The 15,066-nt window shown below is 38.3% G+C and carries 16 protein-coding genes; 11 read left to right on the top strand and 5 right to left on the bottom strand.

The features are described 5' to 3' along the window. Positions 1-24 precede the first annotated feature (24 nt). Entirely contained in the window at positions 25-678 is a 654-nt protein-coding gene (locus tag JZO83_RS11010; protein ID WP_207115778.1) for a response regulator transcription factor, read from the bottom strand. Positions 679-940: 262 nt separating this feature from the next. Here JZO83_RS11010 and JZO83_RS11005 point away from each other — a divergent pair, with 262 nt between their 5' ends. Together JZO83_RS11005 and msrA are read left to right on the top strand one after the other, a co-directional pair. Further along, positions 941-1,216, top strand: a complete 276-nt coding sequence (locus tag JZO83_RS11005; protein ID WP_207115777.1) for a hypothetical protein — start codon at positions 941-943, stop codon at positions 1,214-1,216. A gap of 376 nt (positions 1,217-1,592) precedes the next feature. Continuing rightward, positions 1,593-2,117: a peptide-methionine (S)-S-oxide reductase MsrA gene (gene msrA / locus JZO83_RS11000; RefSeq protein ID WP_206857632.1), complete on the top strand. Its 525-nt coding sequence runs from the start codon at positions 1,593-1,595 to the stop codon at positions 2,115-2,117. Positions 2,118-2,203: 86 nt separating this feature from the next. Here the strand turns inward: msrA and JZO83_RS10995 are convergent, their stop codons facing one another. Then, a complete protein-coding gene (locus JZO83_RS10995) occupies positions 2,204-2,878 on the bottom strand; it encodes an A24 family peptidase (protein ID WP_207115776.1) in 675 nt (224 codons plus the stop codon). Positions 2,879-2,934: 56 nt separating this feature from the next. Between JZO83_RS10995 and JZO83_RS10990 the strand changes: the two genes are divergently transcribed. Both JZO83_RS10990 and JZO83_RS10985 read left to right on the top strand, forming a co-directional pair. Further along, complete coding sequence (locus JZO83_RS10990; protein ID WP_207115775.1) at positions 2,935-4,485, top strand: gluconokinase; 1,551 nt, start codon at positions 2,935-2,937, stop codon at positions 4,483-4,485. 166 nt (positions 4,486-4,651) lie between these two features. Beyond that, the gene (locus JZO83_RS10985) at positions 4,652-5,119 is read left to right on the top strand and encodes a Dps family protein (protein ID WP_206857618.1); all 468 of its coding nucleotides are present in this window, start codon (positions 4,652-4,654) and stop codon (positions 5,117-5,119) included. Between the two features lie 53 nt (positions 5,120-5,172). Here the strand turns inward: JZO83_RS10985 and argH are convergent, their stop codons facing one another. Together argH and JZO83_RS10975 are read right to left on the bottom strand one after the other, a co-directional pair. Then, on the bottom strand, positions 5,173-6,555 hold the full coding sequence (gene argH, locus JZO83_RS10980) for an argininosuccinate lyase (protein ID WP_207115774.1): 1,383 nt from the start codon (positions 6,553-6,555) through the stop codon (positions 5,173-5,175). Between the two features lie 100 nt (positions 6,556-6,655). Further along, positions 6,656-7,867, bottom strand: a complete 1,212-nt coding sequence (locus tag JZO83_RS10975) for an argininosuccinate synthase (protein WP_207115773.1) — start codon at positions 7,865-7,867, stop codon at positions 6,656-6,658. 375 nt (positions 7,868-8,242) lie between these two features. On the opposite strand from JZO83_RS10975, the gene rplM reads away from it, so the two are divergent. Next, the gene (gene rplM, locus JZO83_RS10970) at positions 8,243-8,671 is read left to right on the top strand and encodes a 50S ribosomal protein L13 (RefSeq protein ID WP_153830627.1); all 429 of its coding nucleotides are present in this window, start codon (positions 8,243-8,245) and stop codon (positions 8,669-8,671) included. A gap of 15 nt (positions 8,672-8,686) precedes the next feature. Further along, positions 8,687-9,079, top strand: coding sequence for a 30S ribosomal protein S9 (gene rpsI / locus JZO83_RS10965; RefSeq protein ID WP_010733940.1), 393 nt, complete (start codon positions 8,687-8,689; stop codon positions 9,077-9,079). Between the two features lie 625 nt (positions 9,080-9,704). Here the strand turns inward: rpsI and JZO83_RS10960 are convergent. Continuing rightward, positions 9,705-10,172: a hypothetical protein gene (locus JZO83_RS10960; RefSeq protein WP_206859240.1), complete on the bottom strand. Its 468-nt coding sequence runs from the start codon at positions 10,170-10,172 to the stop codon at positions 9,705-9,707. 769 nt (positions 10,173-10,941) lie between these two features. Between JZO83_RS10960 and JZO83_RS10955 the strand changes: the two genes are divergently transcribed. From JZO83_RS10955 to JZO83_RS10935, 5 genes are all read left to right on the top strand, one after another. Further along, positions 10,942-11,241 carry a hypothetical protein gene (locus JZO83_RS10955; RefSeq protein WP_207115772.1) on the top strand — a complete coding sequence of 100 codons (300 nt, stop codon included), beginning with the start codon at positions 10,942-10,944 and terminating at the stop codon, positions 11,239-11,241. A gap of 30 nt (positions 11,242-11,271) precedes the next feature. Continuing rightward, positions 11,272-12,093 carry a WxL domain-containing protein gene (locus JZO83_RS10950; protein ID WP_206859237.1) on the top strand — a complete coding sequence of 274 codons (822 nt, stop codon included), beginning with the start codon at positions 11,272-11,274 and terminating at the stop codon, positions 12,091-12,093. A gap of 35 nt (positions 12,094-12,128) precedes the next feature. Next, positions 12,129-12,905, top strand: a complete 777-nt coding sequence (locus JZO83_RS10945) for a WxL domain-containing protein (RefSeq protein WP_207115771.1) — start codon at positions 12,129-12,131, stop codon at positions 12,903-12,905. Between the two features lie 30 nt (positions 12,906-12,935). Continuing rightward, positions 12,936-13,688 (top strand): WxL domain-containing protein, encoded by a 753-nt coding sequence (locus tag JZO83_RS10940; protein ID WP_207115770.1) that lies wholly within the window; start codon positions 12,936-12,938, stop codon positions 13,686-13,688. Between the two features lie 229 nt (positions 13,689-13,917). After that, positions 13,918-15,063 (top strand): DUF916 and DUF3324 domain-containing protein, encoded by a 1,146-nt coding sequence (locus JZO83_RS10935; protein WP_207115769.1) that lies wholly within the window; start codon positions 13,918-13,920, stop codon positions 15,061-15,063. Positions 15,064-15,066: the final 3 nt, after the last annotated feature.

Below are 15,066 nucleotides of genomic sequence, written 5' to 3'. Positions count from 1 at the left end.
TTCTTTTTATTTAGGTAGCTATATTTATATCGTTAATTTGTAACCAATACCAATAATTGTAGTGACAAAAGAGTAGTCTAATTTTTTTCTAATATTTTTTATATGTGGATCTAATCGCCTATAGTCATCTCTATATTCATTTCCCCAAATAGTTTCAAGTAAATGTTCTCTTGAAACAGTAGTACCCTTTCGGTCATATAATATTTTAATTATTTGCATTTCTGTGGCTGTTAAGGGGATAGGTATATTTTTTTCACATTTAAGGGAATAATTATCTAAATCAAATATGTAACCATTTATCTTTACAGGTTGTTGGAGTGGATAGAATCGATTGGCAAGTGCGTTGATATAGTAGCTGATCACGGAAGGAGAAAAAGCTTTGCTGATGTAAGCATCTGCTTTGAAACTGAAAAAGCTAATTTGAGTAAATTCATCTAGACAAGTAGATAATACAATAAAAGGGACAGTACTATATTTTCTAATACTTCTTAAAAAATTAAGGCTGTCTCCATCAGGTAACTTAGCCTCAGTGATGATTAATTGAATTTCTGTAGAAAATAATTCATGAGCTTCTGATAAGCATCGACATACAGTTAGCAAATGTCCATCTTTTTCAAATAATTTTTTTAGAATGTCAACATATATTTCATCATTATCAATTACCAAAATTTGCACCATAAATTACTCCTCTCTAATTTACTACTCTGTTCGTTCTTTTACTAAACAGAATAGCATTATTTTGCTTGTGAATAAAGCTATATCATTATTATCTTTAAAAATTCAGGTAGAGTTCAGATTAATTCACTAAAAGAATAGTATAAATATAAATCATCTTCATATACGAATGCTACAATAAATAGAAGCACAAGAGAATCTATTGATAGAAAGTATATAAAAAACTCATGATTCAGTTTTGAACATGGTGGATGGAGGATAAATAATGGACAAAAAAATCATGAATGTAAAAATTGAGTCAGAACATGGTATGCCCGCAGGAAAAAGTGAAATAATTTTAGAGCAGTTAAAAAAATATATCGGTACTGAATACAATGGCGATCGAATAAAAAATGAAATGCAAATTTTTGGTGAACAAAAGGATATTTTAGGAGTAGGGTGGGGCTATCTTTACACTGTGTTGCCTGCCAAAAATAATGTTGGAAGTTTTAGAATCTATTCAGCATATGCAAATGTGACTTACGTCATAGAGTTAGAATAAGATAGAGTTATTTTAGCTGATTCTTACTGGACCTGTTACATAATGTTTCTATCTGTTTAAATTATTTGCTATCTCGTAGTCTATTTGTTTTCTTTAACTATCCACAACTCTTCTTTGAGTGATTTTCTCATAGCACAAAATGGGTGCTGGTATGTGCATAACTTTTACTTCAGTATTGATCAGGATCCCTTTCGATTTATAGGTGTGGATAAGATGTTATAAAAATAAAAGATATCCACAAAAAGAAAAGCGAATGGGTAAATATGGAAAGGAAAACTCAAAATTAACGCTAAAATACCGGTAGGGGGTACAATGAGCATATTTATGTTTATTTAAAAGAAAACGAGTATGATAAAACCAAAGGAGCTGATAAGAGATGGCAGTGAAGAAAGCTGTATTTGCAGGTGGTTGCTTTTGGTGTATGGTCAAACCGTTTGAAACGCAGCCGGGTATCCTTTCTGTTACTTCGGGTTATACAGGTGGACATGTACCAAATCCAACCTACGAACAAGTGACGACTGGAACAACAGGACATACGGAAGCAGTAGAGATCGAATACGATCCTGAAATCATCACTTATGCGCAATTAGTTGAAATCTATTGGCAACAAACCGATCCGACAGATGCTTTAGGTCAGTTTGCTGATCGTGGCGACTCGTATCGTCCGGTCATTTACTATAGTGATGAAGCAGAGCGTGAAGCCGCGGAAAAATCAAAACAACAACTACAAGAAAGTGGCCGTTTTGATAAACCGATCGTCACGAAGATCGAACCTCGTACGACCTTTTATCCCGCAGAAGAGTATCACCAAGATTACTACAAGAAAAATAAGATCCATTACCAGTTGTATCGTGAAGGCTCTGGCCGGGCAGGTTTCCTTAGAAAAAACTGGAAAGATTAGTCTTTTAAACAGAAGTAGTCACGTATGATAGACGTAAGAAAAGAGGAAGGACGGATATTTTTTCCGTGTACTTCTTCTTTTTTGTGCTATCGGAAATGAAGAATCAGCCATAACGCAATACTTAGAAAAGGAATGAAGGGTAGCTGTTTTCTTTTCTTATGAAGTAAAGCAGTGAGACCAAAATAGCTGATACCAAGGCAACTGGCGATAAATAAAAGCATAATGAGTTGTGAAGAAGTGAGTCCGCCACTCCAACTAAGTAAGAGTAACGTGTCGCCTGCCCCTAAATAGGCTTGACCATAACGCAGTAAACCGAAAGTGATCAAGCTGAACACGAAACTCGTACCGACTTGAAACTGAGCGGTCAACAACCAGTAGACCCATAAAAACGTCCAGGAGAAGTAGAAAATGCGAGTGTCGATCGCAAGATGAAAAATATCCATCAGGGAAAATAAAAAAGCAATGGCTAGCCAAATCAAATGAACTGTATCTGTCAAATAAGCGCCTGCATACATAAATAGCGCACCGCTGGTCAACTCAGCTAAGAGATAAATGGTCGAAAGTCGTGCCTGACAAGAGCGACAGCGGAACCGTTGAATGACGATTGAAAATAAAGGAATCAATTCATACCATCGTAATGTTTGCTGACAGTTGACACAATGAGAACGAGGGGAAATAATAGAAAGGTCTTGAGGAACACGTTGTGCGACTAGGCACAAAAAAGAACCAAAACAACAACCAATGATAAAATAAAGAAACATCAGACCACCTCCTTTTGATTAAGATACGCAAAAAGGAGAAGAGAGGATGAAAAACAATGATTGCAATCGGTGTTGACATCGGTACTACGCAAACGAAAGCAGTTGCATTCAATGAACAAGCAGAAGAAGTAGCTACAGCCTACTTTCATTATCCGTTGATCCAAGAAATCCAAGGAATGGCTGAACAAGATCAGGAATTGATCGTCCAAGCAGTGTATGCTGTCATCAATGAGGTGATCCAACAATTACCCGCACAGCCCATCGAATTTATCTCGTTTTCAACAGCTATGCACAGCTTGATTTTATTAGATAAAAACAAAAAGCCTTTGACGCGTATGTTCACTTGGGCAGACACCCGTGCGGTCAATGAAGCAGAAAAACTAAAAGTGACTGAAAAAGGGCGGATAATCTATGAACTGACTGGTACACCGATCCATCCAATGACGCCGTTGATCAAACTCAAATGGTTGAAAAACAATTTTCCTGATTTATTTGATCAAGCGGCTTATTTTGTAGGAATCAAAGATTATCTTTTTTATGAACTATTTGCTGAGCTAGTCAGTGATTACAGCACTGCTTCTGGTACAGGTTACTTCGATATCCGCCGATTCCAATGGTCAGAACCTATTCTTGAAGAGTTAGGAATACAAGAAGCGCAGCTGCCAAGAGTGGCACCTGCGACTGCCCAATTCACGCAACTAACAGAAAAGGCTCGTACTAAGTTTCATTTTGATCAAGAAATCCCGTTTATTTTAGGAGGAGCGGATGGTCCATTATCAAATTTAGGCTTAGGAGCATTCGGCGAAACGACAGCGGCACTGACTGTTGGTACAAGCGGAGCATTACGCTTTATTTCAAATCGTCCGCAGCTCCATCTACAAATGGAAACTTTCTGTTATGTTTTGGATCAAACACACTGGGTTATTGGAGGCGCGACGAGTAATGGTGCAGGAATCTTTGATTGGGCAGTCCATACATTGATGCAAGATGTCGTTCAAAGAGCCAAGGAACAAGGAGAAGATCCTTATCAAGCCGTTCTTTCTGAAATCAGTTTTGTCCCACCTGGTGCCAATGGGCTGATTTTTCAACCGTATTTGCTTGGTGAACGAGCACCTTTATGGGATGCAGAAGCATTTGGCAGTTTTATTGGTCTGCAACGATGGCATACGGAAAAAGACATGATGCGTGCGGTCCTTGAAGGGGTTTGTTTCAATCTCAAGCGAATTTTACTAGGGATTTGCCCACCTGAGCAAGTCATTGAATTACGAGCAACAGGCGGCTTTGCTCAATCGGTTTTATTTCGACAAATCATGGCGGACGTTTTGGGACAACCCATCCGTTTTCCAAAAGTCAAAGAAGCTTCAGCTTTAGGCGCAGTTATTTTAGGTTGGCAGAGCCAAGGAAGAATCAATTCGTTAGCCGAAGCTTCCACATATATTGAGCTAACGCAACAAATAGCCGTTCAGAAAAAAGCCAATCGTATGTATAACAAAATATATCCTTTGTTTGTCTCCACACAGCAAGAATTAAGCCGCTATTCGCAATTATTTGCCGAACTACGAGAGGATCTATCCATGGAGATGAGCAATGAAGAAGGCGAATTTTAAATAATGACATTCGTTATATTTTTTGTTTATCTGACGGATTTTTCGCCATTTAAAAAAAGCGTCGTACTGGGGATGAAAATCGTTCTCATCTAAAGGATTTTAGTGTACTTTTCCTTCAAAGTTTACTATGATTTTAGTATAGGTAAATGCGAGGAGGCAGAATTACATGAAATTTCAACAAACAAAAGAAGTATTGAATCAATTAGTAGCAGATTTAAGCCAAATGTCGGTGATCGTTCACCAAACACATTGGTATATGAGAGGTCCTGGATTTCTGACATTGCATCCAATGATGGACAAATTCATGGACGACTTGAACGAACAATTAGATGAGATCTCAGAACGTTTGATTACATTAGATGGTTCACCTTATTCAACATTACGTGAATTTGCAGACAACACAAAAATCCCTGATGAAGTTGGCCGTTGGGATCGTACGATGGAAGAACGTCTAGAAACATTAGTAGCTGGTTACCGCTACTTAGCAGATCTTTTCCAAAAAGGAATTGACGCTGCTGGTGAAGAAGGCGACGATCCAACACAAGATATCTTTATTGATTTTAAAGCAGCAACAGAAAAACGCATCTGGATGTTACAAGCACATCTAGGCAAAGCACCAGGAATCGACGCATAAATTGGATTGATAGACCCCTCACTTAAACATAAGGATAGGTGAGGGGTCTTGTTTTATTTCTCTGTTTGTAATTGTTGGCGTGCTTGATCGATCTGCTGTTGGACTTGATCAAATCCGGTACCACCTAATGAATTCCGACGTTTTACTGCTGTTTCTGGGCGTAAAGCATCATAGATATCCATTTCGATCAGTGGACTGATTTGTTGATATTCTGCAAAAGATACATCTTGGAGATAACAACCTTGTTGCGTACATTGTAAGACGAGTTTGCCGACGATTTCATGTGCTTGACGGAAAGGTAAACCCTTCGCAGCCAAGTAATCGGCTAACTCAGTCGCATTGGAGAAATCTTTTTGCGTGGCGGCATACATTCGAGCTTTATTTACTGCCATGGTTTTTACCATGCCTTCCATGATCGAGAGGCTGGCTAAAATCGTTTCACTCGTGTCGAACATTCCTTCTTTATCTTCTTGGAAATCTTTGTTATAAGCTAAAGGCAAACCCTTCATCAACGTGAGTAAACCAAATAAATTACCATATACCCGACCAGTTTTTCCCCGAATCAATTCCGCCATGTCAGGATTTTTCTTTTGGGGCATGATCGAACTGCCTGTTGAAAAAGTGTCCGAAAGTTCAATGTATTGGCATTCGTAACTACACCAAAAAATGATTTCTTCGCAAAAACGTGACAAGTGCATCATCAATAAAGAAGCGTTACTTAAAAATTCAAGAATAAAATCACGGTCACTGACAGCATCAAGACTGTTTGCATAAACAGCAGAAAAGCCCAATTCATTTGCAGCGAAGGAACGATCAATCGGAAACGTCGTACCTGCCAATGCGGCACTTCCTAAAGGGGAAATATCGATTCGTTTCAAACTTTCTGTGAAGCGTTCATAATCACGTGTAAACATCTGATAGTATGCTAAGAGATGATGGCCAAAGGAAATCGGTTGGGCATGTTGCAGATGGGTGTATCCCGGCATGATCGTAGCGATATGCTCCGCTGCTTTTTCCACGAACGTTTGACGTAGCGAATGAAGCTTTTCAATCAGTTCAAGGACCGTTTCTTTCAGATACAAGTGCATGTCTGTTGCGACTTGGTCATTGCGACTACGAGCCGTATGTAGTTTCCCAGCAACAGGTCCGATTTCTTCATGTAGGCATTTTTCGATATTCAAGTGGATGTCTTCGTTTTCCACCGAAAAATGTAAGGAGCCATTCGTTAAACGTGTTTGCAGTTTTTCCAAACCAGTGATGATTTGTTGTGCTTCTTCCTCGGTCAAAATCCCAGTATGTGCCAACATTTTCACATGCGCGAGACTCCCTAAAATATCTTGTTCAGCCAACTTTTGATCAAAGGAGATCGAAGCACCGAATGCGTCGATCCACTGTTCACTTTTCCCTTGAAACCGTCCACCCCAAAGTTTATCCATGTGATTCCTCCTATGTTTTGAATGAAGAAAAGCAGGCAAAAGTTCCTGTTTGAGCTCGCACTCAGCTTTTACCTCGCTTTTATTTTGATTGATACGCTCACTACTCTGATCCTACGGCTGTTTGTTGTTGCGTTTGAACTTCCGCATAGACTTTCGATGGAAGCCCCCAAAGCTTGATAAATCCGACAGCCGCTTGTTGATCGAAGGTATCCGCTGAAGTATACGTTGCTAATTCTTCGTTATATAGACTATTGGCTGATTTACGCCCTTCAACGATGACATTCCCTTTGAATAGTTTGACACGGACAGTTCCATTGACAGCCGTTTGCGTTGCTTTTAAGAAAGAAATCAACGCCTCAGTCAATGGATTGAACCAGAGACCATCATAGATCATTTGACTCAACTGTTGCTCGATCATCGGTTTGAAATGTGCTAATTCACGAACGAAAGTCAAATCTTCTAATTCTTTATGTGCCTGCATCAAAGTGATTGCTCCAGGACATTCATAAACTTCCCGAGACTTGATTCCCACTAGACGATTCTCCACATGATCGATCCGACCGATTCCATGCTTGCCAGCTAATTGATTCAAGGACAAAATCAATTCGGATAAAGGTAAACTTTCTTGATTCAACGCAACTGGCACGCCTTGTTCAAAAGTGAGTTCAATGATATCCGGCTGATCCGGTGTGTACTCTAAGGCTGTCGTGATGTCGTAAGCACCCGCCGGCGGAGTCGCCCAAGGGTCTTCTAACACACCACACTCACAAGCACGTCCCCACAAGTTTTGGTCGATAGAATAAGGATTCTCCAAATCTGCTGGAATCGGCACATCATTTTCTTTCGCATAGGCGATTTCCTCTTCACGGGACCATTGCCACTGACGAACCGGGGCAATGATTTTCATTTCAGGCGCCAAAGCATTGATAGCCACTTCAAAACGAACTTGGTCGTTGCCTTTTCCCGTACAGCCATGAGCAATCGTCGTTGCGCCAGTTTTTCGGGCTAATTCCACTAATTTTTTTGCGATCAAGGGGCGAGAAAGCGCAGAAACCAGTGGATAAGACTGCTCGTAAAATGTATGACCTTGTAGCGCAATCAGGGCAAACTCTTGAGCAAATTCTTCTTTTGCATCAATAGCGTAAGACGCAATTGCGCCAACTTGAAGTGCTTTTTCTTTAATAAAAGCGGTATCTTTGCCTTCACCGATATCTAGGCAACAAGCAATCACCTCATAATCTTTTGCCAACCATTTGATTGCAACAGAGGTATCTAAACCACCTGAGTAAGCCAATATAATTTTTTCTTTCATAAAATCGCCCCTTTATTTTTAGTGTTTTCAAAATAGTTGTTTCAAATGATAACACCATAAAAATGAAAAAGCAATCAATAAATTAAATAAATATACATAAAAATAAATAAAACGAAAATAATATTCATAAATGAAGGGTTCAAACATCTTTTTATACAATTAAGTTTTTCTTGCTAAAACAAATCAAAACATTGAAAAAGCAAAAATGAAAGGAAAATTAAATTTTTCAGAAGCATAGAAAAACGTTGACATTATCAGCATTTGAAGGTAATATGTTAAATGGTATTGTTTGCCCCACAAAGAGCCCCGGAAACTCGAAGTGTATGTCAAACATCAGAACTTAAATTGGAGGAAAATAACGTGCGTACAACATATATGGCCAAACCAGGCGAAGTAGAACGTAAATGGTATGTAGTAGACGCAACTGATGTTCCATTGGGACGTCTTTCAACAGTTGTTGCATCTGTACTACGTGGAAAAAATAAACCAACTTTCACCCCTCATTTGGACACTGGCGATTTCGTCATTGTTATCAATGCAGATAAAGTGAAATTAACAGGTAAAAAAGCGACTGATAAAATTTATTACCGTCACAGCAACTACCCAGGAGGATTGAAATCAATCTCAGCTGGTGAATTGCGTGCTAAAAATTCTCGTCGTTTGATCGAAACTTCTGTAAAAGGCATGCTACCTAAAAATACTTTAGGCCGCAAACAATTTACAAAATTGAATGTATACGGTGGAGCAGAACATCCACATGCAGCACAACAACCAGAAGTTTTAGACATCACAAACTTAATCTAATAGGAGGGAATTTCATTGGCACAAGTTCAATATATCGGCACAGGCCGTCGTAAAAATGCAGTTGCCCGCGTACGTTTAGTACCAGGAACTGGTAAAATTACTATCAACAAAAAAGATGTTGAAGAATATATTCCACATGCTGACTTGCGTGAAGTTATCAATCAACCTTTCGGCGTTACTGAAACAAAAGGCGCATATGACGTATTTGTTAACGTAAACGGTGGAGGCTACGCTGGACAATCAGGAGCTATCCGTCACGGAATCGCTCGTGCATTGCTAGAAGTTGATCCTGACTTCCGTTTAGCGCTTAAACGTGCTGGGTTACTTACACGTGACGCACGTATGGTTGAACGTAAAAAACCAGGTCTTAAGAAAGCTCGTAAAGCTTCACAGTTCTCAAAACGTTAATATATCTTTATATCAACATTTCAAGACGTTTCGCAATTCATTTTGTGAAGCGTCTTTTTTTGATTTTTATATAAGTAAAATTGGTGAGTTCAAATTGAAAGAATTTCATCCAGAATCAATCGAAGAAAAAGAAGCGACTGCAAAAGAGAATTAGTCAAGTTAAAGAAAGTAAGTTATATTTAGCGGATTACTCCGCCATCATTTGTTTTTCACCGCCAAATGAGCTGAAATGGCGGTGAAAGAATTCTATTATCGTGAGTTGAAAAGACTTTATTTTAGTAATGATCTGCTGAATATCCTAACTGAGATTCTTGAATATAAAGGAAAGCAGGAAATTGTATACCACGACAACGAATAGACGCTTAAAGCAAATCATGTCAGAAAAAGTTAAGTCTCATGATCGGGATATTCTGAAACGGGTCTATGTCAGCTATGATTAAACTCGAGTAATATTTTAACGTTACAAATGAACCTTTATAATTACTCAGCTAAGAGTTACAAAGCATGAACTAACAGCCACCATAAACTAAAAATGAATTGGACGTAAAAAGCCACCTTGCTTCTTTCGTTATTAACCAGAGCATACTCACCTTACTAGCAATGCTCTGGATTTTTATTCTTTAAATCATTCAAAAAAAGATCGATTCTCAAAGTTTGAAACATAGTGTAAAAAATAAATATCTCTATCATCTAAATGTTCTTGTTCGATTCCTTGTCGTATTCTAAAGTCGATAGCTAATAAATCACAATTTGTTTCTATAATCCCAAGAGACTCTTCGAAGATAATGTAAATTGTCTCTTTCTTTAATCCAGGGAGTGTAATTGGATTTTTTGCATATGACTGATAATAGATCTTGCTTTTGGAATTGTCTTCTACATAAAATAGACGAAATTCTATCGCTTTTTCTTGTCGAGAATAGATTGAGTGTACGACATTGATTTTTAACATTTCAAGGTGTTCGTTATAAATAGTCGAAATAGGGGCTTCTTTTATATCTACTATTCCTTTGAGTGTAGCGAAAGGTTCGTTTCTCGTTTTCACACAATGTATTTTTTCTTTATATTTTTCAAAAAGAAAATCCTTATCTAACAATATTCTTTCCTCCCAATTGTTATAAATATTTTCACTTGATCGTTCGTTGGATAGCGGTTACATGTATAGATTACAGGCATCAAATTAGATACTAATGTGTGAATAATATTTTTATAGTTAATATAACGATTAGTATTTTTAATGAGTAAAACAATGGTATAGCTTACAATAAAAACAAAAACTGAGAACTCTCGAAATTGAAGATATTTCCTTCTTTAGAATATCACAACAAACAAATACCGTACCTATATTTTTATTTTTCAAGACGTATAAACAAAAACCACCCAATCACAAATCTCCACCAATCCCCACAAAAAACATCATTTAATGGAAGAATTTTTTTCTACCTACAGTTATCTATCCTGTTGGTAAAAATTAATTTTTCCATTCTTTTTTTCATTATTTTCATTATTTTTTCTAATCGATACGCACAACTGTTTTAATAATATGAAATTGGACAATACCAATTAAACTTAGTTTTTAAGCAGTTTAAAATTATTTAATTTATAAAAAAACTATAGTTATCCACTTGATTATACAACTAAAATGGTTATTTTATATTTTTTTTCAAAATTTATATAAGAGTGGATCGATAAAATGTTGTATATTTTTCCAAGGATTTTTACGCGTGTGTTTTGTTGTTTAATTTTTTTTCAGGAACTGAAATAAAAATAAGATGAAGTGAAAAATAGGGGAAGGTATGATAAACGCAGTTCTAAGAGGGAGGTAGGGAAAGCTGTTTATAGGGAGACGAAAAGGAATCGCTTCTTTGGTTTTGATTTTGCTGTTGCTGACTAGTAACGCAACGATTGGTAAGGCAGATACAGAAAACTATGGAAGTTATGGTGAGACGGGTTTTTATGGTAAGTATGAAAAGACGACTTTTCCTGATTCGGACGATTTAACAGAAGATGAGAAACATATTCTTTCCACTTCTCCAGATGAACAAATAAAAATACCGGCTGCCGGTGATGCTTCAAATGAGGGATTGTATCTTTTATCTTTGATCACAATAGTAGCAAGCATCATTTTGTACTGGAAACTGAGCTTAAATAAAACAATCGTTTAAGCGAAAAAGAAAGGAACATAGGTCTTAAAAATGAGAAATATAAAAAAATATTCTTTAGCAATTATTGCCGGCGTTGGGATAATTTCTACATACGGCACCACGTTTGTCAGTGCAGCTACTGCTGGACAGTATGATTCAAAATCTTCGGTTGAATTCAAACAAGGGACGACCGTTACACCGCCGGTTGATCCAGAAGATCCAGATACAAGTATTCCGGTAGTACCGATCGATCCAACTGATCCGACAAATCCTCCGGGGCCTGGTACGGGTGGCCCATTATCGATTGACTTTGCATCATCTTTGGCGTTTGGTAAACAGTCGATTTCGTCAAAAGAAGAAACTTATTATGCACATCCTCAAGCATTTGCTAGTGGAAAAACTGCTGAGAACTATGTACAGGTAACTGATACTCGTGGGAACTTTGCGGGCTGGACGTTATCAGTTGCGACGGATTCACAGTTTCACTTAGACACGGTCGATCCATCAGTGACTGATGAAAGTAGTGCGGAAGTGGGTGATTACTTAACAGGGGCGCAATTAGCTTTTAGTGGTGGTCATGTGAATACAGAAAAAGGAACGGATCCATCGATTTATCCTGAAGAAGTAAAAACAGAGATGTATACGGTATCTCCTGCGGCAACAGTTATTGTCTCTGCGGATAAAAATCAAGGGATGGGTACGTGGATCTATGGTTTAGGTAAACCAACGGATTATGATTCGACGGCGACAACTGGAGATGCAGTTGCGACAAAATCACCGATTACATTATGTGTGCCGGGTGCAACGGTGAAAAAAGCGGGGATTTATACGACCAATCTAAATTGGACGCTATCCGACATTCCAGCAAACTAAATAAATTCAGATATTTTCCTAGGAAGGAGGATTAGATGAAGAAGTTTTTATTAGCAAGCGTGCTTTCGACATTGCTTGGTGCTCTAGCCAGTCAAATGGTTTTTGCAGCGCCTCATGATGATGTAGGAGGGTATGATGCGGTAAAATTCCGATCATCAAAAGAACCGACACTTCCTGTAGATCCTACCAATCCGGAGATTCCAGTTGATCCGATGAATCCTGATGGTTCGAGACCAGAGCCTGGTACAGGCGGCGCGTTATCGATTGATTTTGCTAGTAGTTTGGATTTTGGGATGAATAAGATTTCCAATAAAGATGAGTATTATGCTGCACAGGCGCAAAGATACTTCAATGATCCTCATTTGATCACTCCGAACTTTGTTCAAGTGACAGATAATCGTGGGACATTGGCTGGCTGGACATTAAAGGTGAAAGAAACCCACCAGTTTCGTGCCGAAGAGCCGACTCAATACGAAGAATTAACAGGGGCGACTTTGTTTTTCTTGAAACCAAAGATGGTAAGTAATAGCAACTCCCCGCAACCTACCACTTATGAAGTACTAGGAATGGTTCCGAATCAAGAGAGCATGATCACTAGTGCGGCGGTTGACCAAGGTGCTGGAACATGGATTACACGCTGGGGAGATATGTCAGATTTATACGAAAAAAAGGAACTAATTGAAGGAGAAGAAGTAAACACAACTTTTACTTCTGCGATTCAATTGTTTGTTCCTGGATCAACACCTAAAGATCCAGTGAGCTATCAAACTAATTTGGTCTGGATTCTTTCAGATCTGCCAACAAACAAATAACAATGTCGTCATTGTAAAGGAGAAATTCACATGAAAAAAGTAACGTTATATACCACAGCTTTACTAGTATCAATGATCGCAGCAGGAGTAGCTACAACCGTATCAGCAGATGAAGTAGCGTCATATGGGGCATATGGTTCAATCAAATATATCCCATCTGCTAGTGTAACTGATCCGATCGATCCATTGAATCCAACACAGCCGATCGTTCCGGAAAACCCTGATCCAACGATCCCAGTTGTTCCTGGAACACCAGGTCCATTGTCGATTGACTTTGCTTCATCTTTTGATTTTGGTACACAAGAGATCACATCTGTAGACAAAGTTTACAATGCGGCAGCACAAAAATACAAAGATGCAGCTGGTAATGCTAAAACTGGTCCAAACTACGTTCAAGTAACAGATAACCGTGGTTCATTAGCTGGTTGGGGCTTAACAGTCAAAGTTAGTGATTTTGCTTCAACAGATGCTGATAATGCTGGTAAACCAGGTGAAAACTTAGATGGTGCAAAAGTTTATTTGACTAATGCAACGATTGTTTCAGCATCTAAAACACCTGCGGATAAAGTAAAAGCAATTACAATGTTAGATCCAAATGTTCAATCAGACGTGGTCATGGGTGCAACTGATGGCAATGGAGCTGGAACAAGTTTAGTCGATTTTGGTTCAGATACAACAAAAGATTCATCTGTAAAACTAGAAGTTCCAGGTGCTTCAACAAAATTAGCAAGTGACTATAAAGCAACAATGACTTGGTCATTAAGTGATACACCAGCTAACTAAGAAATTTTTAAAACATTTATCAAAACCAGAAATGTTCGAATTCAGAAAGTAAAAGAGGAACCCGAGAATCCCCCCACTTTTTTCGTTGACCTCGCTCACTTTTTGAACAAGGCATTGTTGGAAAAATTCAGCTTTAAAAAGAAGAGAATGTGTCAAAGGCTATCCGAAAGTTGGGAAAGCTTTTGACACAGCTTTTCTATTTATAGAAATTAAGGAGAGAGCAGCAATAGTGAAAAGGGCAAAATTTTATTTAATGATGTTCGTAATGGTCATGACGATGGTGGTGGGCGGCAATGTCGTCCAGGCAAATGAGTTTCAATTTTCAATGACACCAGTCTTACCGGAAAACCAAGCAGAAGAGGTCTCTTATTTTGATTTATTGATGACACCTGGGCAGAAACAGACGATCCACGTATTACTGGATAATTCAACCGATAAAGTTGTGACAGTTGAAGCAAATGTAGCAAGTGCAACGACGAATATCAATGGTGTGGTGGAATACAGTCCAAGTGAAAACAAACAAGATAAAACACTAAAGTTTGATCTAGCGGATTATGTGAAGATGCCGAATGAAGTAGCTTTGCAACCAAACTCTCAAACAGACGTAGCTATCGAGGTAACGATGCCATCTGAAAAATTTGATGGTGTAATTGCAGGTGGATTGACGTTCAAGCAAAAATCTTCTGAAACGGACACTTCTTCCAAAGAGGCGAAAGGTGTGTCTTTAAAGAACGAATTTAGTTATGTAGAAGCCCTATTGCTGCAACAAACAAAAACAAAAGTTGCGCCCTCACTAACTTTGAATGATGTTGCTCCTTCTCAAGTCAATGCGCGTAATGTCATCAATGCGAATCTTCAAAATTCAGAAATGGGTTATTTGAATCAAATGAAAGTGGACGCAACAGTAACCAACGTCGATGATCCAAGTATGACGTTCACTTCAGTCAGAGAAATGATGCAGATGGCACCAAATACGAATTTCGATTACCCGATCGCTATCAGTAATCAAGGGATGTTGGATAGTGGTAATCCATCCCAACCGATGAAAGCTGGAACGTATCATTTAGCCATGGATGTGTATGGTCAAAAAGATCCTAAGGGAGAATATATCCAAACAGAAAAAGATTCAGAGGGTAAAGATACGGATGTTCATTATGTGTACAAATGGCATTTTGAAAAAGATTTCACTATCTCTGCGGAGAAAGCAAAAGAATTAAATGCGAAAGATGTAACGATCGAAAAGAATAATACTTGGATCTACTTCTTGATTGGAGCTATCGTTTTAGCATTGCTTGCTTTCATCTTATTCTTTATTTTGTGGAAACGACGCAAAAAAAATGAAGAAGACGAAGAAGATAAAATCTCATTGCCGTAAAGC

The organism is Enterococcus sp. DIV1298c (genome assembly GCF_017316315.1).
Lineage (GTDB): Bacteria > Bacillota > Bacilli > Lactobacillales > Enterococcaceae > Enterococcus_B > Enterococcus_B mangumiae.
This window is presented reverse-complemented; position numbering and strand designations above follow the sequence as displayed.